At 65.3% G+C, this 20,518-nt stretch carries 20 protein-coding genes and 1 pseudogene; 3 read left to right on the top strand and 18 right to left on the bottom strand.

Annotated elements, in window-relative coordinates:
- Positions 1-6 precede the first annotated feature (6 nt).
- From ACSQ3S_RS04520 to ACSQ3S_RS04500, 5 genes are all read right to left on the bottom strand, one after another.
- Positions 7-1,554 (bottom strand): methyl-accepting chemotaxis protein, encoded by a 1,548-nt coding sequence (locus ACSQ3S_RS04520; protein WP_176655363.1) that lies wholly within the window; start codon positions 1,552-1,554, stop codon positions 7-9.
- Complete coding sequence (pnuC, locus tag ACSQ3S_RS04515; protein WP_353405049.1) at positions 1,533-2,117, bottom strand: nicotinamide riboside transporter PnuC; 585 nt, start codon at positions 2,115-2,117, stop codon at positions 1,533-1,535. Before pnuC ends, ACSQ3S_RS04520 begins: the two co-directional genes overlap by 22 nt.
- A gap of 13 nt (positions 2,118-2,130) precedes the next feature.
- Entirely contained in the window at positions 2,131-3,339 is a 1,209-nt protein-coding gene (locus tag ACSQ3S_RS04510) for a M48 family metalloprotease (protein WP_436141678.1), read from the bottom strand.
- 81 nt (positions 3,340-3,420) lie between these two features.
- Complete coding sequence (locus tag ACSQ3S_RS04505; RefSeq protein ID WP_436141677.1) at positions 3,421-5,403, bottom strand: ATP-binding protein; 1,983 nt, start codon at positions 5,401-5,403, stop codon at positions 3,421-3,423.
- A 65-nt stretch (positions 5,404-5,468) separates the two neighbouring features.
- Positions 5,469-6,407, bottom strand: coding sequence for an SAM hydrolase/SAM-dependent halogenase family protein (locus ACSQ3S_RS04500; RefSeq protein ID WP_353405046.1), 939 nt, complete (start codon positions 6,405-6,407; stop codon positions 5,469-5,471).
- Positions 6,408-6,505: 98 nt separating this feature from the next.
- Between ACSQ3S_RS04500 and ACSQ3S_RS04495 the strand changes: the two genes are divergently transcribed.
- Positions 6,506-7,285, top strand: coding sequence for a substrate-binding periplasmic protein (locus tag ACSQ3S_RS04495; RefSeq protein WP_353405045.1), 780 nt, complete (start codon positions 6,506-6,508; stop codon positions 7,283-7,285).
- Here ACSQ3S_RS04495 and ACSQ3S_RS04490 read toward each other — a convergent pair whose 3' ends face one another.
- From ACSQ3S_RS04490 to ACSQ3S_RS04480, 3 genes are all read right to left on the bottom strand, one after another.
- Positions 7,286-8,395, bottom strand: coding sequence for a catalase family protein (locus ACSQ3S_RS04490; protein WP_413448749.1), 1,110 nt, complete (start codon positions 8,393-8,395; stop codon positions 7,286-7,288). It lies immediately after the preceding gene.
- A gap of 14 nt (positions 8,396-8,409) precedes the next feature.
- On the bottom strand, positions 8,410-10,455 hold the full coding sequence (locus ACSQ3S_RS04485) for a DUF6600 domain-containing protein (RefSeq protein ID WP_436141676.1): 2,046 nt from the start codon (positions 10,453-10,455) through the stop codon (positions 8,410-8,412).
- A gap of 84 nt (positions 10,456-10,539) precedes the next feature.
- A complete protein-coding gene (locus ACSQ3S_RS04480) occupies positions 10,540-11,331 on the bottom strand; it encodes a helix-turn-helix domain-containing protein (RefSeq protein WP_436141675.1) in 792 nt (263 codons plus the stop codon).
- A 130-nt stretch (positions 11,332-11,461) separates the two neighbouring features.
- Here ACSQ3S_RS04480 and ACSQ3S_RS04475 point away from each other — a divergent pair, with 130 nt between their 5' ends.
- Positions 11,462-12,421: an alpha/beta fold hydrolase gene (locus ACSQ3S_RS04475; RefSeq protein WP_436141674.1), complete on the top strand. Its 960-nt coding sequence runs from the start codon at positions 11,462-11,464 to the stop codon at positions 12,419-12,421.
- 4 nt (positions 12,422-12,425) lie between these two features.
- Here ACSQ3S_RS04475 and ACSQ3S_RS04470 read toward each other — a convergent pair whose 3' ends face one another.
- The 6 genes and pseudogenes from ACSQ3S_RS04470 to ACSQ3S_RS04445 all read right to left on the bottom strand — a co-directional run.
- Positions 12,426-13,235: a DUF4198 domain-containing protein gene (locus ACSQ3S_RS04470; protein ID WP_436141673.1), complete on the bottom strand. Its 810-nt coding sequence runs from the start codon at positions 13,233-13,235 to the stop codon at positions 12,426-12,428.
- Positions 13,236-13,248: 13 nt separating this feature from the next.
- A complete protein-coding gene (locus ACSQ3S_RS04465; RefSeq protein WP_436141672.1) occupies positions 13,249-13,701 on the bottom strand; it encodes a hypothetical protein in 453 nt (150 codons plus the stop codon).
- Positions 13,698-14,291: a HupE/UreJ family protein gene (locus ACSQ3S_RS04460; protein WP_436141671.1), complete on the bottom strand. Its 594-nt coding sequence runs from the start codon at positions 14,289-14,291 to the stop codon at positions 13,698-13,700. Before ACSQ3S_RS04460 ends, ACSQ3S_RS04465 begins: the two co-directional genes overlap by 4 nt.
- Positions 14,288-15,475: a hypothetical protein gene (locus tag ACSQ3S_RS04455; RefSeq protein WP_436141670.1), complete on the bottom strand. Its 1,188-nt coding sequence runs from the start codon at positions 15,473-15,475 to the stop codon at positions 14,288-14,290. The genes ACSQ3S_RS04460 and ACSQ3S_RS04455 overlap by 4 nt, the downstream gene beginning before the upstream one ends.
- A gap of 47 nt (positions 15,476-15,522) precedes the next feature.
- Positions 15,523-16,353: a helix-turn-helix domain-containing protein gene (locus ACSQ3S_RS04450; protein WP_436141669.1), complete on the bottom strand. Its 831-nt coding sequence runs from the start codon at positions 16,351-16,353 to the stop codon at positions 15,523-15,525.
- Positions 16,354-16,451: 98 nt separating this feature from the next.
- Positions 16,452-16,556: pseudogene (locus tag ACSQ3S_RS04445) on the bottom strand (LysR family transcriptional regulator); the annotation flags it as partial.
- 102 nt (positions 16,557-16,658) lie between these two features.
- Here ACSQ3S_RS04445 and ACSQ3S_RS04440 point away from each other — a divergent pair.
- Entirely contained in the window at positions 16,659-17,039 is a 381-nt protein-coding gene (locus ACSQ3S_RS04440; RefSeq protein ID WP_436141668.1) for a DUF427 domain-containing protein, read from the top strand.
- Here ACSQ3S_RS04440 and ACSQ3S_RS04435 read toward each other — a convergent pair.
- From ACSQ3S_RS04435 to ACSQ3S_RS04420, 4 genes are all read right to left on the bottom strand, one after another.
- Entirely contained in the window at positions 17,036-17,902 is an 867-nt protein-coding gene (locus ACSQ3S_RS04435) for a hypothetical protein (RefSeq protein WP_436141667.1), read from the bottom strand. The two genes, ACSQ3S_RS04440 and ACSQ3S_RS04435, sit on opposite strands and share 4 nt — an antisense overlap.
- A 55-nt stretch (positions 17,903-17,957) precedes the next feature.
- On the bottom strand, positions 17,958-18,737 hold the full coding sequence (locus tag ACSQ3S_RS04430; protein ID WP_353405029.1) for an enoyl-CoA hydratase: 780 nt from the start codon (positions 18,735-18,737) through the stop codon (positions 17,958-17,960).
- Positions 18,738-18,809: 72 nt separating this feature from the next.
- Positions 18,810-20,006 carry an acetyl-CoA C-acyltransferase gene (locus ACSQ3S_RS04425; RefSeq protein ID WP_436141666.1) on the bottom strand — a complete coding sequence of 399 codons (1,197 nt, stop codon included), beginning with the start codon at positions 20,004-20,006 and terminating at the stop codon, positions 18,810-18,812.
- Between the two features lie 30 nt (positions 20,007-20,036).
- A complete protein-coding gene (locus ACSQ3S_RS04420) occupies positions 20,037-20,486 on the bottom strand; it encodes a YiiD C-terminal domain-containing protein (RefSeq protein ID WP_176655345.1) in 450 nt (149 codons plus the stop codon).
- Positions 20,487-20,518 lie beyond the last annotated feature (32 nt).

The following is a 20,518-nucleotide window of genomic DNA, read 5'->3' as shown; positions in this document are numbered from 1 at the left end:
CGAGAGTCAGCGCAGGCGGAACACGCTGACCACGCCGGCCAGGCTGGCGGCCTGGTCCTGAAGCGCGCCGGCGGCCGCCGCCGCTTGCTCGACCAGCGCGGCGTTCTGCTGCGTCACCTCGTCCATCTGCACGATGGCCTTGTTGACTTCCTCGATGCCGGTGCTCTGCTCGCTGCTGGCGGAGGAGATTTCCGCCACCACGTCGCTGACCCGCTGCACGCTGGCCACCACGGCCGCCATCGTGCTGCCGGCTTGCTGCACCAGCGCCGTGCCGCTGTCGACCTGCACTACCGAATCGTCGATCAGCGCCTTGATTTCCTTGGCCGCCGCCGCGCTGCGCTGGGCCAGGTTGCGCACCTCGGTGGCCACCACGGCGAAGCCGCGTCCCTGTTCGCCGGCGCGCGCCGCCTCGACCGCCGCGTTCAGCGCCAGGATGTTGGTCTGGAACGCGATGCCGTCGATGACGCTGATGATGTCGACGATCTTGCGCGACGACGCGCTGATCGATTCCATCGTCGCGATCACCTCGCCCACCACCTTGCCGCCGTCGGCGGCGGTGCCGGACGCCGATTGCGCCAGCTGGTTGGCCTGGCGCGCGTTGTCGGCGTTCTGCTTGACGGTGCTGGTCAGTTCCTCCATCGCCGACGCGGTTTCCTCCAGCGAACTGGCCTGGCCTTCGGTGCGGCTGGACAGGTCCAGGTTGCCGCTGGCGATTTCCGCCGACGCCGTGGCGATGGTGTCGGTGCCGCTGCGCACCTGGCCCACCACCCGCAGCAGGCTGTCGTTCATGGCCTTGAGCGCGTCCATCAGCTGGCCGGTTTCATCCCTGGCATGGCTGACGATGTGGCCGGTCAGGTCGCCGTCGGCGACGCGCTGGGCGATCGTCACCGCCTCTTCCAGCGGCGTCGAGACGATGCGCGCCACCGCCGTCGCCAGCACCATGCTGACCACGATCAGCACCGCCAGCGTGCCGAGGATCAGCCTGCGCGACATCGCGTAGGTGTCGCCGGCGGAGCGGTCGGCGCCGGCGCTGCCATCGTCGTTGATCTTGATCAGCGCGTCGAGCTGCTCGTTGGCCTGGCGGAACAGCTTGTTGGAGCCGCCGCGGAACAGCGCGCGCGCCTCATCCTTCTTGCCTTCGCGCGACAGCGCGGTCAGCTTGCCGCTGGTGGCGAGGTAGTCGTCGAGCGACTTCTGCAGCTCGCCGTAGATGCGCTTTTCCTCCGGCTCCGACACCAGCGCCGCGTACGCGGCCTGCTGCTTGCGCAGCGTCTCGAGCCGGGTCGCCATCGACTTGTCGGTGGCCGTCATTTCGCTGTCTTCCGCCAGCAGGATGTGGGTCGCCTCGGAGATGCGGTAGCGCGACATCGACGCCTGCATCTGTCCCAGGTAGCGCACCGCCGGCAGCCAGTTGGTGGCGATGTCGGTGGACGCCTGGTTGACCTTGGCCAGCTGCCCCAGCGAGAACAGGCCCAGGAAACAGGTCAGCGCAATGACCAGCGCGAACGCCAGTATCAGCTTCCTGCCGATTTTCAGGTCATAGAACCATTGCATGATGTCTCCTTTGTCATTTGGCGGCGCCAGAACAACCACGAGACCAGCGCATTGAGCCAATAAGCCGCATACAGCACGGCGGTCAGATACAGCCCCCGGCTGGCGTACAGCGGCACCGAGATGGTATTCACCAGCAGCCAGAACGGCCAGGTTTCCAGCCGCCGCCCCATCAGCAGCAGTTGGGCCACGATGCTGAACATCAGCACGGCGGAATCGATGAAGGGGGCGTAGGCGTTGGTGTAAGCCTGCAGCATCAGGCCGTAGACGACGGTGGCGGCCAGGCCGACGGCGACCATCCAGCCCAGCGCGCCCAGCCGCGCGCGGCTGATCGGCAGCGCGGAACCGGCGTCGCCGCGCACCCAGCGCAGCCAGCCGATCAGGCAGGTGACGATGAAGAACAGCTGCAGCGCGACGTCGGCGTACAGGTTGACGCCGTAGAACAGCGCGGCAAACATCGAGCAGCCCACCACGCCCAGCCACCACGAGTGCACATTGTTGCGCCCCGCCAGCACGATGGAAACCGTCATGACGACATTGGCGGCGATTTCCAGGGCAGAGGTCAACGGTATCCTTGCGTTAGTTGCGGCAGTCCGGCGGCAGCACGCGTGCGGGAATTTCCTCGCTGCCACATTGCCAGACGACACGCTTATTCTCGTCCACTCTTGGCGTGAAAGCAATAGCCTTGCCGCGGTAGCCGGGATCGGCCGGGAACACGCGCACCATGCCGTTGCCGGCGTCGACGGTGGCCTCCTGCACCACGTGGCTGGGGTCGTCCATCGCATAGCCGGCCTGCGCCAGCGTGGCCGGGCCGCGGCCGTTGGCGTAGAAGTAGCGCTCCACCGCCGCCGTCGCGCCGTGGCCGACCGCCACCACCTGGGCCATGCGGGCGCGCGCCGTGTAGTCGCTGTAGGCGGGAATCGCCACGGCGGCCAGCACGCCGGCCAGCGCCACCACGCCGATCAGCGAGCCGAGGCCGCCGACGCCCAGGCGCGGCACGAACAGCGCCAGCACATAGGCCAGGCCGTGGCGGCCGGGTTGCTCGACTTCGCTACCGGCGGCCAGGCCCTTGACCACGGCCATGCGCTTGACCAGCCACGGGTAGTCGCCGACCAGCTCATGGAACGACATCCAGAAGCCGGACGACTCGCGCGCCTGCGCCGCGTAGCCCGCCGTGCTCAGCTGGCGCCAGCGCTTGCCGCCGGCGGCCAGCGCCGCCAGCCCGACCTGCGCGCTTTTCAAATCGTCGCAGGCGTGGAAGCCGTGGCGGTCGCAGGTGTATTCGCGGGCGCGCGCATAGGCCGCGCCCAGCAGCGGCACCAGCGAAGCCGGCGCCAGCAGCGCCGACCAGCGCAGGTGGTTGCGCTTGATGTGGCCGATCTCGTGGCCGATGTAGAAATTGATCGCGTCCGGCTTGTCCTCCAGCGCATCGACCACGTCCGAGTACAGCACGATGTAGTGATTGCCGAGGAAGCGCGTGGCGAAGGCGTTGAACAGCCCGCCCATCTGCAGCAGGTAGGCCTCCGGCGCCTGCTCCAGCCCGAGGCGCTGGCAGCAGGTGACGATGCGCTGCTGCAGGTCGGGAAACTGCTGCGGCGTGATGCGCACCGCCGTGCCGCGCAGATAGGACACCAGTGCCGACTGGGCGAAACACCAGGCGATGAAAAACAGCAGCAGCCACACCAGCGCCATGCCCATGGTTCCCAGCAGCAGCCCGGCCCAGATCAGCACGGACACGCCCAGCATGATCGCAAACAGCGTTTTTTCGTTCTTGTAAACCAGTTCCATACCGTCCTCGTGCCAGACAAAAGTTTCCACGAGGCTATTTTAATGGTTTATTTAAGAAATATACAACTATTTTTGATAACTTCAACCAATCTGGTTGTCCAGCACGGTTTGCAGTTCGGCGATATTGACGGGTTTGACGAGATGGGCATCGAAGCCGGCCGCGCGGCTGCGCGACTTGTCGTGCTCCTGGCCGTAGCCGGACAGCGCGATCAGCTTCAGCGCCGCGCCGTCCGGCAGGCCGCGCAGATGGCCGGCCAGTTCGAAGCCGTCCATGCCGGGCAAGCCGATGTCGAGGATGGCCACCTGCGGCATGGCGCCGCCGGCGGCGACGATGGCGTGGGCCGGATCGTAGGCCACCGTCGCGCTGTAGCCCAGCGCGCCCAGCAGGTCGCCGAGCGAATCGGCGGCGTCCTGGTTGTCGTCCACCACCAGCACGCTGGCGCCATGGCCGGCCATGGTTTCCGGCGCCGCCGCGGCCGGCGTTTCGGCCTCGGCCACCACCGACCCGGGCAAGGTCAAGGTGAAGGTGCTGCCGCGTCCTTCGCCGGCGCTGTAGGCGCTGACCTCGCCGCCATGCATCTGCACCAGGTTGCGCACCAGCGCCAGGCCGATACCCAGCCCGCCCTTGGCGCGGTCCAGCTGGCGGTTGCCCTGCACGAACAGGTCGAAGATGTGCGGCAGCAAGGTCGGCGCTATGCCGTTGCCGTCGTCGGTCACCTGGATCTGCAGGCAGTCGCCCTTGATGCGGGTCGACAGCGTGATGTGGCCGCCGGCCGGCGTGTAGCGCGCGGCGTTGCTCAGCAGGTTGGACACCACCTGCGCCAGCCGCGCCGGATCGCCATGCCAGCGCGCGGTGGGCAGGTCGACCAGCAACTGGTGCTGCTTCTGCTCCAGCAGCGGGCTGGTCATTTCGATCGCCTTGTTCAGCACGTCCGCCAGCGCCACGGTTTCCTTGCGCAGCTCGACCTTGCCGCTGGCGATGCGCGACACGTCCAGCAAATCGTCGACCAGCCGCACCAGGTGGTCGACCTGGCGCTGGATCACGGCCTGCTCGTTGGCGCTGCCGGTGTCGCGCAGCTTCATCAGCTTGAGCGCGGTGACGATGGGTGCCAGCGGATTGCGCAGCTCGTGGCCCAGCATCGCCAGGAATTCATCCTTGATGCGCGAGGACATGTTCAGGTCGATGTTCAGGCGCTCGCTCTCCGCCATCGCCTGCGCCAGCGCGCGGTCGCTTTCCAGCCGGCTCAGCGTGGCGCACACGGCGGCCGTGATCTGTTCCAGGAACTGGCGATAGTTGTGGTCCAGCGGCAGCCGCGGCGACAGCCGGAACACCAGCGCCAGGTCGTCGCACAGTTGCAGCTCGGCGCTGCGGATGACCAGCGTGCCGTCGCCCTGCTCGACCGGCGGGTCGCCGTGGTACAGCTCGACGCCGTGCAGGTCGGCCGCATTGTCGGCCACGCACTGCGCGATGCTGGCGAGGACGTCCTGTTCGCTGCGGCAGTTGAGCAGGCTGCGCGCCAGCATGTCGAGCCCGTGGCGGCGGCGCTCGGCCAGCACCTGCGACGTGGTTTCGGTGCACACCACCAGCACCCCGCCGACGCGGTCGTGCTCGTCGAACACCGGCGTGTAGGTGTAGCTCCAGTAGACATCCTCGATGCGGCCGTTGCGCCAGATCGGCACCAGATTGTCGGCATACCACTGCGATTCGCCGCCGTTGCGCACGCAGTCGATCTGCGGGCCGATGATGGGCCAGGTCTCCGGCCAGCACTCGCGGCCGGGCTGGCCCAGCGCGGCCGGATGCTTGCCTGCGCCGAAGCACGGCACGTAGGCGTCGTTATACACCTGCACCAGCTGCTCGCCCCACCACAGGAACATCGGATGCACCGAGTGCAGGACGATGCCGACGCTGGTGCGCAGCGAGGCCGGCCAACCGGCGATCGGTCCCAGCGCCGTGTCTTCCCACGCATGGGCCTGCACCATGTCGCGCATGGGCGTGCCGCCGCCGATGAAGCGCCAGGCCGGCTCGGCTACCGCGGATGAGGTGGAAACAGGTAATGCAGACATAAGGCGCCCAGATTCAGAAAGTGAAAGTGTAACAACTGTATTGTCTGACGGCGCACAATAGCGATCTATTTCCTCGACGGCGATGCCTTGCTCACTTCAATCTCCCAGTCGACACCGGAGCCCACATGGTGCTTGGCGGCGAAATTGCCCTGGCTGATGGCCACGGCGACATCCATCAGGCTGTTCATATAGACCAGCGGCTTGCCGGCCGCCACGCCACCGAAGGTGTTTTCATACGGCGCCACCACGCTGGCCACCTGCTTGCCGCCGTGCAGGATGCGCACCCGCACCTTGTCGTGCAGCGCGATCTGCAGCTCGTCGAACAGCGACTTGGGGATATTGGTCCAGACGTTGCCGTACTTTTCATCAAGCACCGGCACGATGCCGCGCGCCACCCCGCCCTTGCGCACGGGTTGCTGGTAAGGGATCTTCACCACCGAAGCGCTCGGCAGCAGCGGGCCGACCTGGTCGTAGCGGATCGCGCCGGACGCCAGCCGCGCGCCGACATAGGCATACACGTCGCGGCCGTGGAAGGTGTAGGACTCGCCCGAGCCCGGCAGGCGGTTGACGGTCTCGTCGATCTCGCGCAGCTCGGCCACGCCGTCGCGCTCGGCGATCAGCGTGAACAGGCCGTTGTCGGGGCCGACGAAGTAGCGGCCTTCCGTGGTTTTCAACACCACCGACTTGCGGCTGGTGCCCACGCCCGGATCGACCACCGCCACGAACACGCTGCCCTTGGGCCAATAGTTGGCGGTCTGGTACAGGCGGTAGGCGCCGAGCCAGATGTCGTAGTCCGGTATCTGGTGCGTCAGGTCGGACACGGTCAGCGTCGGATCGACGCCGTAGGCCACGCCGTGCATGGCCGACACCGCGCCGTCCGAGGTGCCGAAGTCGGTCAGCAGCACCAGCGCCGAGCCGGCCTGCGACGGCAGCGGCGCCAGCATGGCGGCACTCAGGCTGGCCAGCGCCAGCAAGCGGGAGAGGTGAAAGCGGAATGGAAGCATGTCGGTCCTTATAGGTGGTGGGTGGGCAGGCAAAGGTGCGCTTGACATTCCCGTCACATCTGGCAAATTGTAGCCAAAGACCAAGAAGGGGTATCTCCATGCAAGCGCGTCACGTGTTATCCGTCATGGCGTTGACGCATGCAATTGTCATACCAGCCTGGGCCGCCACGGCGGAATCCTGCCAGCTGAAGCTGGCGATGGAACAATGGCCGCCTTATCTTTACAGCAAACCCAACTCGCCGCCCGCCGGCCTGGACTGGGAACTGGCGCAAGCCATTGTGAAGGAAGCGGGCTGCACGCTGCAGCTGCTGCCCGAGTTGCCGACCGCGCGCCGGCAACGCCAGTTCGAACAAGGCGGCATCGACCTGCTGCTGGCGGCCTCGGACACGGCCGAGCGCCGCAAGTACGCGCGCTTCAGCATCGCTTACCGCTATGAAACCGTCAGTGTGTTCGTCCCTACCGGCAAGCTGGCCGGCTACCGGGGCATCGGCAGTCTCGATGCGCTGGCGCGCAACAAGCTGTCATTGCTGGCGCCCAAGATGGGCTGGTATGGCAAGGCCTACGCGCGTGTGCAGCCCGAGCTGGCGCAATCGGGACTGCTGAGCACCTTTCTCAGCTTTCAGCAAGGCGTGCGCATGCTCGAGGCCGGCCGCGCCGACCTGATCCTCGGCGACACCGCCGCGCTGCGCCACGAAGCCAGGGAGCAAGGCCTCGCCATCAGCGCGCTGCCGTTCACCGTGCTGCGCGCGCCGGTGCACCTGATGCTGAATAAAGACAGCACCACGCAGGCACAGTTGGAGTTGCTGAACGGCGCCATCCAGCGCCTCGAGCGACAAGGCGTGCTCAGCGAGATACGCGGACGCTACGGCGAATCCTGATCAGTGCTCTTTCCAGTTGTCGAGATTGTGCGGCTCGGCCAGCGGCGCGCCGTTGCGCCGGGCACGGAAGCGGGCCGACGCCTCATACACGGCGCGCCGCACCCGCATGATGGAGCCGAGCGGGCGATGTGCGGCCAGGCAGTGCCATGGGCTGAACTGCATGCCGTCGTCGACCAGCACCGACAGGCCGTGGGTCCAGCCGGCCTGCGGCGGCGTCGTGATGCGCGCCACAGCGATCCAGGGACTGGTCCATTCCACCGAAGCGTCTTCGATCGGCATCGTTTGCAGATCGGTGCACAGTTGCACCCTTAACTCCCATTCGGCGCCGTGCACGGTGCAAAAGTCCACCACCGCCGCGCGCAGGCCGTTGGGCTTGTGCTCCAGGTCGACTTCCTTGTCCCGCAGCGCCAGCAGTTCCGGCGACGCCGGCGCCAGCGACAGCTTGGCCATGTAGCGGCCGTACAGCACCGGCACCTGAGTGAAGAAGGTCTCGCCGAGGATGTGGGTTTCCGCTTGGCCGCCCAGTCCCTTGAGCGTGCCGCTCTCGCCGCCCACGGCTTCCAGCGCCTTTTCGGTGCCGCGCAAAGCGGCCGACAACGCCTCCTTCAGCGCCGGCGCCTTGTCGGTGGTGGCGGCCAGCAGCTTGACGCTGCCAAGGAATTTTTTTGCGGTCGGCGCCAGGAACACCGGGCCGTTGACCATGACGAAATCCTGCGTGACATCGGCCCCGCCGCCGGGCAGGCGTTCGCCCGGCACGCCGATGACCTTGATGGCCATGCCGCGCGGCGTGGAGACTTTGTCGTCCAGCATATCGCCCGGCGTGGTCGACAGCCGCATCACCACCGGCCACTCGCCGCCGGCGTTGCCGAACAAGCCCTGCGCATAGTCGGGAGGCAGGTTGTCCAGCACGCGCAACCGGCCGCGCAGCAGGCCGTGGCTCTTGGCGTGCACGCCGCGATGGGCGTGGCCGGTGTCCTTGCGCACGGTGTCGGCAATGTAGTGCATCTGCTCCTGCAGACCGGCGATCGTGCCGGCCTCGTCGTCCTCCTCGATTTCGTAGGACGGGTCGTAAGGCAAGGGCTGGTTCAAATGACGGGTAGGAAAGTCCACGGATATGCTCCTGGCTATTCGCGTTTGGGTTCGTGCTTCGGATCGTGATGCGCCGCTTCACGGCTTGGCGGCTCCTGCCCAGGCTGCGGATGAGGCTGGCCATGCGCCTGTTCGTGCTGCTGAGGAGCTGGTTGAGGATGAGGTTGGGTGTGCTCATGCGGAGGCGGCGCCGGCTGCGGTCGCGGCTGGGCATGCGCCAGCTCCTGCGGCCGCGGCGCTGGCTGCGGTTGCTGATGCGGTTGCTCATGCGGCGGCATCGGTTGCGGACGTGGCTGGGCATGCGCCAGCTCCTGCGGCTTCGGCGCCGTTTGTGGTTGCGATTGCTGATGCGGTTGCTCATGCGGCGGCATCGGTTGTGGACGTGGCTGGGCGTGCGCAAGTTCCTGCGGCTTCGGCGCCGTTTGCGGTTGCTCATGAGGCGGCATCGGTTGTGGGCGCGGCTGTGCGTGCGCCAATTCCTGCGGCCTCGGCGTCGGCTGCGGCTGCGGCTGGGCGCGGGCCATCTCCGGCGGCCTCGGCGTCGGCTGGGGTTGTGGGTGCGCCTGATCGCGCGGCGCCGGCTGGGCGCCAGGCTGCGGCCGGCTCGGATCCCGGTGCGCGGCGATCTGGGGAGCCGGCGGCCCGGCATGGGCAGGAACAGGCATCGGCGCCGCGGGATGGTCCGCCTTGACCAGATGAACCCGCGGCGCCACCGCTGCCGGCGCCGTCCTGGCCACCGCTTGCCGTGCCAGAAGAGCCGGCGCAGGGCGCGGGCCCTCGTGCGTTCCAGGCGCAGGCCGTTGCGGCCTTGCCGGGGCCGACGTCGCCAACGGCGCAGCAGCCAGCTGCTGCGGCGAAACGTACATCGCGTGCCCGCGCACCGGCTGCGACTGCGCAAACGCCGCCGCAGGCACCGCCGTTACCGCCTGCCGGTTCACATAGCGGATGTTATTGACCTGAACGTTGTTGTAGACATTGGTGATCTGCGTCTGGTTGACCACCGTGTTGCTGACATTGATATTGGTGACATAGCGCGGGCTGGCGCGGTACGACGGCCGATAGACCTCGCGCGGTCCCAGCGGAAACCACGCCACGCCATGATCGCGCGAGCGCTCGTCGAGCAGCAGATTGGCGCCGCCGACAAACACCACCAGCGCCGGCGCGTACACCGGCCGTTGCGCCACTGGCCCGGGCAGCCAACCCCAGCCAGCCGGCGTCTGCGCCCAGCGTCCGTAGTGCGTGACCGCGAAACCCCACGGCGCATCGTCGACCCAGGTCCAGCCCCAGGGATCGACCCAAGCCCAATGGCCGTCGCGGTACGGCGCCCAGTCCGACGCCACATGGGCAGGCATCCATACATTGCCGTAGCCCGGCACGTCGCGCCAGTTGCCGTTGTCATCCAGATCTTCGTAGCCGACCACGTCGCTGGAAACATAGCGCACCGACGCGGGATGGTCGAGCCGGCGGTCGCGCTGCGCTGCCCATTGGTCGAACTCGTCGGCCGGCGGCGGCTGGGTCACGCTGAAATCCGTCAGATTGGTGCCGCCGAAGCGGTAGGACTGGCCGGGATCGATGAGATAGGCATTGCCCTCGCCATAGGCCTCGCCCTGGCCGTCGATCACCGACACCTGGGTGGCATTGCCCGAGGCATCCACGTCGAGGCGGTAGTGGCCGGGCTTGCGGATATTGAACGCCAGATTCGGCGTATCGATCTCCAGCACCTCGTCCGGCCGCATCTGGCGCACGCGCAGGTTCAGGCGCCCCTGCGACAGTTGCAGCTGCGTGGTCCGGTCATCGACATTGAGCAGCGTGACCAGCGTATTGGCGCCCATGCGCACGTTGGCCGGGCCGGCCTGCACTTCGTCGCGCGCGCCGTCGGCGGCCCAGACGCGGTCGCCCGCCACCAGCGGACGGTTGATGCCGGCCGCCTGCCAGTCATCGCGGCCAACCGGCGAAAGGCTGACGGGGCCGGAGCTGTAAGCCAGCCGCGCCACACGGGAAGGCGGGTCGGCCAGCACGGCGCCGCTGTAGAGCAACGACGCCCCGGCCAGCGCCACAACGATACGGAATGGATACGACATGGGTAGACTCGCCAGAAATATTCGGTGAGTCAACATACCCCGTTGCGCCCGGGCAGACCGTGCGATTACGCACAAATAACCTCCCTAACCGAGGCGGCGGCAGAAATCGGCGGTGATGTCGTCAGTCGGGAAACATGCTTCGATATGCAATTCATCGAGCGTGACGTCGCGCGGGGTACCAAAAGTGGTGATCGTCGAGAAAAAGCTGATCTGCACACCGTCGCGCCGGAACGCGGTGGTCAGGATGGGCGCCGGCGCGGTGGCCAGGTCGCGCTGCCGCCAGTGGGTGGGCACGCCGGGATAGGCCAACATGTCATCGAGCAACTGTCTGGCCTTCGTGTCGGAAGGCACGGCCGCCACTTCGTTGTGCAGGTGGCGCAGCAGGCTGCCGGCGACATCTTCCCAGTTGTCGATGGCCGGCCGCAAATCGTCGGGATCGAAAATCTGGTGCAACATATTGCCGTGTTTGCTGTCGTGGCCGCCGAGCATGAAGCGGTTGAGCTTGCGGGCGGCCTGGTTCGCCATCAGCACATCCCAGTGCCGGTTCAGCAAAAACGCCGGATATGGCTCCTGCTGCGCCAGCATGGCTTCGATCGCAAAGCGCATCTGCGCCAGCTTGGGCGTATCGATGGAGGTTTCCGGGTACATCGGCGCAAATCCGCCGGCGATGAACAGATTGTTGCGCTCGCGCAGCGGCACCGCCAGCGACTCCGTCAGCCGGGCAATCATTTCGCGGCTGGGCTTGGACTTGCCGTTTTCCACGTAGCTGAGATGCCTGGACGAAATATCCGTCCGCAGCGCCAGGTCGAGCTGGCTCAGGCGGCGGCTCAGCCGCCATTCGCGCAGCAGGCCGCCTATGTGTGCTGTATTTTCCATGAGAGCATTCTAATCACGTTTGCGACACACAACCATAACCTCCGAGGTTATCAATCCTGGAAATGGCGCGTAATTGATTGCCAGCATCCGTTGCGCGATGCTGGCGTTTTCAATCCGACAGGACTACACCATGAAACGCAGGACATTTATCGCACTGCCGGCGGCGATGGCCGCCGTCGCTCTGGCCGGCGCGGCGGAACCGCACGCCATGCCCGCCCCCATCGACGCCGCGCGGTTCCACGCTATGCGCAAGTTCGCCACCACGCGCTTCGGACGCATCGCCTACGTGGAACAAGGTCAGGGACAAGCCGCACTGTTTCTGCATGGCTTCCCGCTGAACAGCTTCCAATGGCGCGGCGCGCTGGAGCGGCTGAGTCCATGGCGCCGCTGCATCGCGCCGGACTTCCTGGCGCTCGGCTACACCGAGGTGGCGGCTGGCCAGGATGTTGGACCGGATGCGCAGGTCGCCATGCTGGTCGCTCTGCTCGATACACTGGGCGTCGCACAGGTCGACCTGGTTGCCAACGACAGCGGCGGCGCGGTGGCGCAACTCTTGTTGACGCGCCACCCGCAGCGAATCCGCTCCCTGCTGCTGACCAACTGCGACTCGGAGATCGACTGCCCGCCAGCCGCCCTGAAGCCCGTGATCGATATGGCGCATGACGGCACGTTTGCCGACCGCTGGCTGGCCGCATGGGTCAAGGACAAGCCGCTGGCGCGGTCCAGGGAAGGCTTGGGTGGCCAATGCTACGGCAATCCGGCCAATCCGAGCGACGAGGCGATCGATTGCTACCTGGGGCCTTTGGTGGCGTCGCAACGGAGGAAGGACCTGGTGCACGCCTACGCTCTGGCACTCGAACGCAACGTGCTGGCGGGTGTCGCCGGCGGCTTGCGCAATTCCACCGTGCCCACGCGCATCCTGTGGGGCGCTGACGACACGATCTTTGCCCCGCCAGGCGGGCGCTATCTCGACGGATTGTTCGGCAATTCGAAGGGCTTGCGAATGATCGCGGGCAGCAAACTGTTCTGGCCGGAAGAACGCCCCGAGATCATCGCCGGCGAAGCGCTCAAGCTGTGGGGCATCAGCTAGCGCGTTATTCGAAGCCAAAGCTGAGACTGGAGAAGACGGTTTCAAAGTCGGTGTCGCTGCCGCGCGGCCGCGCCCTGGTCCAGATGACGTTCAGCATCCAGCGGCCGGATTGGGGCATGCCGAAGTCAGCGCGGCCACGGCTGTCGCTGACGCGAGTTTCGAACGGCTCGGCGTCATGGTCAAGATTGGTCAATTTGACGGTGGCGCCGGCCAGCGGCTTGCCGAAGTACAGCACGACAATCGGCAAGCGCCCGGACCGCGGCTGTGCGTGAGGATTCATCTCCGGCACGATTTCCAGCGGTAACCCTACCGGCGACGTCACGCGGCCGCCGGCATCCGCCCCCACCTGCACGATGACCTTGGCGCAGCGGCTGTAATTCTCCGAGCCCTCCGCGTTGAGGCTTTTATTCCGTTGCCGCTCCTCCAGCGCCGGCGTCAGCCCCTCAACCCGCAAATAGTCGTTGAAGCGCAGCGCCGGCAAATGGCTCTGCGCCTTGCTATCCGTCTCCAGCAGCAGTACATGGGTGCCCGCCTGCTTGAACGTCAGCATGCCGTCGTCGGTAGCGCCGCCCGCGTGCAATGAAGGTCGCAGGTCGGTGACACCGCCGTCGATGCCGATGTCGGAAAAGCGGCTTATGCGCCGCAACGGAATCTGCGAGCGCTGGCGAAACGGGCCATGGCCAACCTGCAAGGTCATCGGCGTCGACGCACCGGGAGAAATTTTGAAGTGCTCCGGTTGCAGCCAGAAGTCGTGCGCCTGGGCAGGCATGCAAAGCGAAACAACAAATCCGACGATGCCACGTAGTTTGTTCATATCAAAACCTAACCTAATCGAGATGGTCGGGCATGTAGCCCGGACTGACGGGAAGATATGCCAGCGATATGGTGAGCAAGGCGACGGCAGCCAGCCATCCCGCCAGGATTTTCACCAGCACGGGAGCGCGGTTGCCGATCAGCAGTCCGGCAGGAAAAATCAGCAGCACGGCGATGGCTGCCACGTACGGCGACGTCATCGAAGCACCGGCACAAAACCCGGCTGCGACAGACAAAGCCAGCTGCAAGCGGGCAAGCAGCGGCAGATGTAAACTGAGGGCCAGCGCGATGATGCAATACCAGCCGGCTTGCCGGGCCAGTGCCGGCGGCAAGGGCATCATCGCGGCCAGCGACATGGCCAGCACAAAACCGGCATAGGCTTTCAACCGCCCGGCGACCGGGTTGGCCGACAACGCCAGGCCCGAAGCGCCCGCCAGCAAAACAACTGCATAGCTCTCCCCTGTCATGAAATCACCGCCCGCACCAACAAGCACCCACCCACGATCACAATCGCGGCGCCGCAACCCCGTATCATCCGCAGGCCTGCGGCGTTATCCTTCAACATGCCCAGCGCGATGCCGGATAAATGCACCAGCCCGGTCGCGAAGACAAAGCCGATGCTGTAGCCGACAGGATCCGCCGCCGACGGCAATTCCTGCCCGTGCGCATAGCCGTGAAATATGGCGAATACCGCGACAATCAAACACGCCTCCCGGGCGGGCAAGCGCAAGGCGCCGGCCACGCACACGCCCAGCATCAGCAGCGATGCTGCAATGCCGATTTCAACCGGCGGCAGCCACACGCCAAACATGCCCAGCATGGCCCCGCACACCATCATCGCCGGGAAAATCATCGGCAACAGATAGACCATCGGCCGCCCAAGAAAAGCGCCCCATAATCCCACCGCCGCCATCGCCAGCAGGTGGTCGAGTCCGTTCCATGGATGCGCGAATCCGGCGGCAAGGCCTCCTGCAAGCCCCGTTCCGCTGTGCGCGAATGCCGGGATCGGCAGCAGGCATGCCCAAATGGCCGCGCGCCTCAGGCTGCGGGAGTTCAATATTTCTCCCTCTGGCCGGGCGCGGCGAGGAATGGAAACACATCGTCCGAATGGCGCAGCTCGTCGTGCGTGACGCCGTCATCCACACCTCGCGTAGTTCCGTTCACTAGCAGCGAGCGGTATTCGTTGACCGCGTTGTAGTTGGGTGTGCGTCCGCCACAGTCGCCGTGCCATTTTTCCTGCCGGCCCAGGTGGGCCAGCTCGACGGCAAACAGCTGCGTGCAGCTGTGCGATTCCGTATTGACCCACAAGCGGTCGTCGGCAAGCAGCGCCGCCAGCGCACGATAGCGTTCCGATGGCGACGCCGCTTTCTCGATCAACCACTGGTTGCCGCATGCGCCATCGAAGCTGTCATACAAGGCAAGTCCCTTGCCGATCTCCGCGGTGAACTCCGCCGAGGTCGACGGCGTGGCGGCGTTGTACCGCTCCTTCAACACATCGCTGATGTCGTCTGTTGCGATGGTCCCAAGCAAGGCGTTGCCGGTCAGCGGCCGGCCGGCGCGGTCGATCTGGCGGCCGCCTTGCCGCGTCGCGGCCCATACGGCGAGCAGCTTGCCGCCCTTGGCTACCAGCGGCAGGTCAATGGAGACCACGATCGACGCCGGCGTCCAGCCCTTGAGGAAATTGGTGGCCGGACCGCCATCGGTATGCCGCCACTGCTCCAGCAGGATGTCCGACTGCTCCTGTGTCAGCAAAGGACAACCCGCGGCATCCATCGCCGTGCCACGCTGCAAGGCATCGAAGACCACCGAATATGCCGCCCGGGTCCCTTTGACGTTGTTGAAAAAGGGATCGTCACGCAATCCGGCAAACACGCGGAAATGGTGCTTGGCGCTGTCGAGGCCGACGGGCTGGCTGGCGTCGCCTTGCGCGCTGTCGTCGTTGCCGGCGCGGCAGCTGGTGATGCCGGCAGACGGGAAGTTGCACCGGACCGTGGTGGTGTGCGCCGTCTTGCCGAAGGTCTTGCCGCTATCGATGTGGAACACGTAGTCGGTCTTGTCGGAAAAGCTGTGGCCGACGATGGTCATGACCAGGTTGAGACGGCGGCCATCGGTCGAGGTCCATGCATACAGGTCGCCGATATCGGTGCGCGGATCGGCGATCACGCTGGGCGTGTCGAGGTGGTCGGAGGCCATGCAAGCCAAAGGCGCCAGCAAAGCCAGCGAAAGAATGAAGCGCAGCATTTGAGTTTCCTGGGTAGTGAGCAGATGACTCACTATCGCCGAAGGCATTATCTGCCGCTGTCGAAATCTTTAGTGAATTTGCGGTACGCGGAAGGCGAGCGGCCATAGGCCTGGCGGAAGCTGGCGCTGAAGTGGCTGTGGCTGGAAAAGCCGAGGTCGAAGCTCATCGCCGACAAGTCGTCGTACTGATCGATGACCGACAGCGCCCGCGCCAGGCGCAGCTGCAGTTGATAGCGGTACAACGGAATGCCCTCGACCTGCTGAAAAACCTGCGTCAGGTAGACCGGCGAGCCACCGGTCTCGGCGGCGATCTCGGTCAACGTCCAGCGCCGCGCCACGTCGCCGGCCAGCGTCAACTTGACGCGCTCGACCAGACGCCTGCGCCCGACGGTGGCACCGGCAGGCGTCTCAGCCGGGCGGCCCAAGGCACGGCGCAACAATGCCAGCACCAGCGTTTCGGCCTCCAACGGTTCGGCCGCGCCGTGGCGAAGCTGGGCGGCCAGCATTTGCGTCTGGGAATCGATGCGCTGTTGCTGACGCAAGAAAGCGCTGCCGCCACCCGCTTGCAGCATCGATGCCGGTGCAAGCTCGCGCAACGTGGCGGGATCGACGGAAATGGACAGGCAGGCATCGCCGCCCTCGACCGGATGGCTGATACGGTATTCCTGCTGCTCGTTGAAGAACAAGACCTGGTTGCCGTCGGCCACGGTGACGTCCTGCCCTACGCTGCGTACATACACGCCGCGATAGGGAAACACGATGTGCGTCGACTGCGCGCATTCCAGCTCGTCTTCATGCCGGCATCCGCCAGCGCAGCGCACGTCGCTGACGGTGAGCGCAGGTGTGCCAAGCAAACGATCGACCTGTATCGTGGACATCACGGCTCCGTAGGGAAAGGTCCTTCATTTTATGACGAAGGGGTCAGCGTATCCATTACCTCCGAGGTTATGCCGCCTCCAACTCCAGGACGGCATATTCAGCCGGCGGCCAACTCGACCAGCCGCGACAGGAACAGCTTGAGCACCGGCGAAGTGTTGGCCCTGCTGTAACCGACCGCCAGGGCGATGGTCGGGACGTCGCCGGCCATCCAGCGCTTCAGCATGATATTCGCGGTATCCCTATAATGAACGCTGCGTTCGGCCTGTCGGCCGGCGCCGCACTACTCAAGGAAAGGCATTCCGACATGACTACCCAACGTACCGTGAAGATTCCCGGGCCAGATCACCCCATCACCATCGAAGCGACGCCGGGCCGTGTGCGCGTCGTCGTTGCCGGCAAGGTGGTGGCGGACAGCACCCACGCGCTGACGCTGCGCGAAGCGACATACCCGGCGGTGCAATATGTGCCGCGTGCCGATGTCGATATGAGCCAGCTGCAACGCAGCGAGCACACGACGTACTGTCCGTACAAGGGCGAATGCAGCTATTACAGCATTCCGTCCGGCGGAGAGCGCACGCTCAACGCCGTCTGGACTTACGAGGCGCCCTACGAGGCGGTTGCCGCCATCGGCGGCCACCTGGCCTTCTATCCCGACCGCGTCGACGAGATCCTCATCGACGGCTAAGGTTCCGTCGGGGCCGACAGATGCAGACGCAGGCGGCGATCCAGGCCCAGCGCCTTGATATCGGCGCCGAACGCCTCGTCCATCAGGCGTGCCTTGAGTCCCGTGGCTTCGGCTTCTCTCAAAGCCCGCTCGATGATGGGCCGATAACTGGCGGCCGAAGATGCCAGATAGAAACCAAAGTCGCCTGGATAATCCAGTAACAGGCGCGGCTCCACCGCCAATTCTGGATGTCCACGCGCCTCGTCCAATACCTCGATGACACCGCGCGGCAGATAGTCGACGTGCCGGGTTCCCGCATCCACCATCGCATAAATCGTGGTCCATGGCGCGGCATGCTCATACAGCGGCAAGCCCGCCGCCTTCCATACTTTCGCATCGCCCCAGCCGGCGCCGAACCCGGCGATCAGCCCGGTACGCTTCAAGTCGCCCACTGACTGGACGCGGGCAAAGACTGCGGCATCGGCTCGACGGATCAATAACACACGCTGGCCGATCAAGCCATTGGTCAGTGCGCTACGCACGGGAACGAGCTGTTTATTGCTGTCCTTATCCTTCGTGCGCATGCCGTAGAACAGATTGATGTCGCCGTTACCCAGCATCCACCACATGCGGCGGGCGGGAATGTCCTTCACGTAGTGGAGATGGTAGGGCTGATGAATCAAGCGCAACGACTCTTCCAGCAGGCGGATGAAGTAGTCGGCATGCCCATCTGACACCATCGCGATGCGTAACTCAAGCGGCGCGACCTCGGATGCATGCGTCGGCGACGATGCGGATGGCCCCTTCTCCGCTTTTCCGAACGCAGGAAACGACACCAACAGCATGCAAACGAAAAAACGGATGAACCGCAGCGTGGAAGACATTTTCGCGACGCCAGAGAAAGGTCGGGTTTGTAGCCTACCACAGGCTCGGCGGTTCCTAGGCGAACTTGGTGAAGTCCGGCTTGCGCTTTTCGAAGAAGGCGGTGAAGGCTTCCTTGGCTTCCGGTGCGGCCAGCATGGCGCCGAAGAATTTGTTTTCGGCGGCGATGGCTTCCGTGACCGGTCCCTTGCGGGCGGCCTTCATCAGCTGCTTGGTGGCGCGGATCGAGCTGGCCGGCAGGGCCACCAGCTTGGCGGCCTGGCCCTCGGCAAACGCGCGCAGTTCGGCGGCCGGCACGATCTTCGATACCAGGCCCATCTCCAGCGCTTCCTGCGCCAGGAAGGCCTCGCCCAGCATCAGCTTCTCGGCGGCGCGCGGGTAGCCGGCGATTTGCGTCAGCAAAACGCTCGATGCGAATTCAGGGCACAGCCCCAGCTGCACGAACGGCATCGAGAACTTGGCATTGTCGGCCGCGTAGACCAGGTCGCAATGCATCAGCAGCGTGGTGCCGATGCCGACCGCCGCGCCGGCCACGGCCGCCACCACCGGCTTGGTCGAGCCGCTCAGCGCCATCATGAACTTGTAGACCGAGCGCTCTTCGATGCCCGAGCCGTCGGCCGGACGCGAAGTTTTCATGAAGTCCTCCAGGTCGTTGCCGGCGGTGAAAATTTCCGGCTTGCCGACGATCAGGATCGCGCGCACGGCGGCATCCTGCTCCGCTTCGTTGATGGCGTCGGCCATGCTCTGGTACATCGCCGAGGTGATCGCATTCTTGCGTTCCGGGCGGTTGAATTCCAGCGTCAGCACGCCGTTGGTCTTGCTGCTCAAAATATCCATGTGATCTCCAAATGATTAAAGGGCGCCGTGGTTGAACCGCAGCGCCCTTCTTGATGATTCCGTGTTCAGTCTTTACACACGTTCAATGATGCCCGCGGCGCCCATACCTGCGCCTACGCACATGGTGACCATGCCGTACTTCAGGTTGTTGCGGCGCAGTGCGTGCACCACGGTCGCGGCGCGGATCGCGCCGGTCGCGCCCAGCGGGTGACCCAGGGCGATCGCGCCGCCCATTGGATTGACCTTGGCTGGATCCAGGCCCAGGTCGCCGATGACGGCCAGCGCCTGTGCGGCGAACGCTTCGTTCAGCTCGATCCAGTCCAACTGGTCCTGGGTGATGCCGGCGGCCTTGCACGCATCCGGGATCGCGAACTTGGGACCGATGCCCATGATTTCCGGCGGCACGCCCTTGACGGCGAACGACGAGAACTTGGCCAGCGGGGTCAGGTTGTGCTCGCGCAGGAACTTCTCGGACACGACCAGCAGCGCGCCGGCGCCGTCGGACATCTGCGAGCTGTTGGCGGCGGTCACGGAACCCTTGGCGGCGAACACAGGCTTCAGCTTGGACAGCGACTCCACGGTCGAATCGGCGCGCGCGCCTTCGTCGGTGTCGACGGTGCGGGTCTTGATCTTGATTTCGCCGGTCGCCAGGTCAGGCGTGCGCGTGATGATCTCGACCGGGGTGGTCTCGTCCTTGAAGAAACCGGCCTGCTGCGCGGCGATGGCGCGGCGGTGCGATTCGACGGCGAACGCGTCCTGCGCTTCGCGCGACACTTTCCATTGGGTCGCCACTTTTTCAGCGGTCAGGCCCATGCCGTATGCCATGCCGACGTTGTCGTCGGTGAACATGTTCAGGTTCATCGATGGGTGGTGACCCATCATCGGCACCATCGACATCGATTCGACGCCGCCGGCGATCATCGCATCGGCTTCGCCGACGCGGATGCGGTCGGCCGCCATGGCCAGCGCGGTGATGCCCGATGCGCAGTAGCGGTTGATGGTCACGCCGCCGATGGTCTTAGGCAGGCCGGCCAGCAGCACCGATTGACGGGCGACGTTGAAGCCCTGTTCCGCTTCCGGGAACGAGCAGCCGATGATGGCGTCGGTGATCAGCGCCGGGTCCAGGCCAGGCGCCTGCGCCAGTGCCGATTGCAGCACGCGCACCAGCAGGTCGTCCGGGCGGGTCTTGTTGAACATGCCGCGCGGCGCCTTGCCGATCGGGGTGCGGGTGGCGGAGACGATGTATGCGTCTTGAATTTGTTTGCTCATTTTGTGCTTTCAATAGTTTTGATCGAGGGCTTACGTGCGCTTCTCGGATAAATACCAATCCACTTGAACCTGTGCGGCCAGCGTGCCGGCGGCGTCGAAGATGTCGACTTCCACCGGGAACGCCACCTTGCCTTGCTCTTTCAGCTCGGCTTTCAGCGCGGCCAGATCGCCAGGGACGCGGCCTTCGGCGCGCGTGGCGCCCTTGGCTACTTTCTGGTACTGGATGCGCGATTCCTTGGCGACTGGGCGCAAGCCCAGGATCAGATCCGCAAAGCCGCCCGCCATGGCCGCGCCGGAGGCCGTTTCGGCCAGCGTGAACAAGGCCCCGGCGTGCTGCGTGCCCAGGTGGTTATTGAGCTTCGGGTCTTCCGGCATCGACACTTTTGAAGTGCCGCTGCCGATCTCGTCGATCCTGATCCCCAGCAAACGCACGAAGGGCAAGGTGTCCATCATCTGTTGCTTGATACGGTCATACACCATGCTTGGCCTCACGCGCAGTAGAACTTTAAAAA

The organism is Duganella sp. LjRoot269, assembly GCF_964254095.1.
GTDB classification, from domain to species: domain Bacteria; phylum Pseudomonadota; class Gammaproteobacteria; order Burkholderiales; family Burkholderiaceae_D; genus Rugamonas; species Rugamonas hordei.
The sequence above is the reverse complement of the archived record's forward strand: the minus strand, read 5'-3'. Positions and strand labels throughout refer to the sequence as shown.

Coding starts and splice junctions, on each gene's coding strand:
- ACSQ3S_RS04520 (WP_176655363.1), bottom strand. CDS start 1,554: ATGCAATGGTTCTATGACCTGAAAATCGGCAGGAAGCTGATACTGGCG.
- ACSQ3S_RS04510 (WP_436141678.1), bottom strand. CDS start 3,339: ATGGAACTGGTTTACAAGAACGAAAAAACGCTGTTTGCGATCATGCTG.
- ACSQ3S_RS04505 (WP_436141677.1), bottom strand. CDS start 5,403: ATGTCTGCATTACCTGTTTCCACCTCATCCGCGGTAGCCGAGCCGGCC.
- ACSQ3S_RS04500 (WP_353405046.1), bottom strand. CDS start 6,407: ATGCTTCCATTCCGCTTTCACCTCTCCCGCTTGCTGGCGCTGGCCAGC.
- ACSQ3S_RS04495 (WP_353405045.1), top strand. CDS start 6,506: ATGCAAGCGCGTCACGTGTTATCCGTCATGGCGTTGACGCATGCAATT.
- ACSQ3S_RS04485 (WP_436141676.1), bottom strand. CDS start 10,455: ATGTCGTATCCATTCCGTATCGTTGTGGCGCTGGCCGGGGCGTCGTTG.
- ACSQ3S_RS04480 (WP_436141675.1), bottom strand. CDS start 11,331: ATGGAAAATACAGCACACATAGGCGGCCTGCTGCGCGAATGGCGGCTG.
- ACSQ3S_RS04475 (WP_436141674.1), top strand. CDS start 11,462: ATGAAACGCAGGACATTTATCGCACTGCCGGCGGCGATGGCCGCCGTC.
- ACSQ3S_RS04470 (WP_436141673.1), bottom strand. CDS start 13,235: ATGAACAAACTACGTGGCATCGTCGGATTTGTTGTTTCGCTTTGCATG.
- ACSQ3S_RS04465 (WP_436141672.1), bottom strand. CDS start 13,701: ATGACAGGGGAGAGCTATGCAGTTGTTTTGCTGGCGGGCGCTTCGGGC.
- ACSQ3S_RS04455 (WP_436141670.1), bottom strand. CDS start 15,475: ATGCTGCGCTTCATTCTTTCGCTGGCTTTGCTGGCGCCTTTGGCTTGC.
- ACSQ3S_RS04450 (WP_436141669.1), bottom strand. CDS start 16,353: ATGTCCACGATACAGGTCGATCGTTTGCTTGGCACACCTGCGCTCACC.
- ACSQ3S_RS04440 (WP_436141668.1), top strand. CDS start 16,659: ATGACTACCCAACGTACCGTGAAGATTCCCGGGCCAGATCACCCCATC.
- ACSQ3S_RS04435 (WP_436141667.1), bottom strand. CDS start 17,902: ATGTCTTCCACGCTGCGGTTCATCCGTTTTTTCGTTTGCATGCTGTTG.
- ACSQ3S_RS04430 (WP_353405029.1), bottom strand. CDS start 18,737: ATGGATATTTTGAGCAGCAAGACCAACGGCGTGCTGACGCTGGAATTC.
- ACSQ3S_RS04425 (WP_436141666.1), bottom strand. CDS start 20,006: ATGAGCAAACAAATTCAAGACGCATACATCGTCTCCGCCACCCGCACC.
- ACSQ3S_RS04420 (WP_176655345.1), bottom strand. CDS start 20,486: ATGGTGTATGACCGTATCAAGCAACAGATGATGGACACCTTGCCCTTC.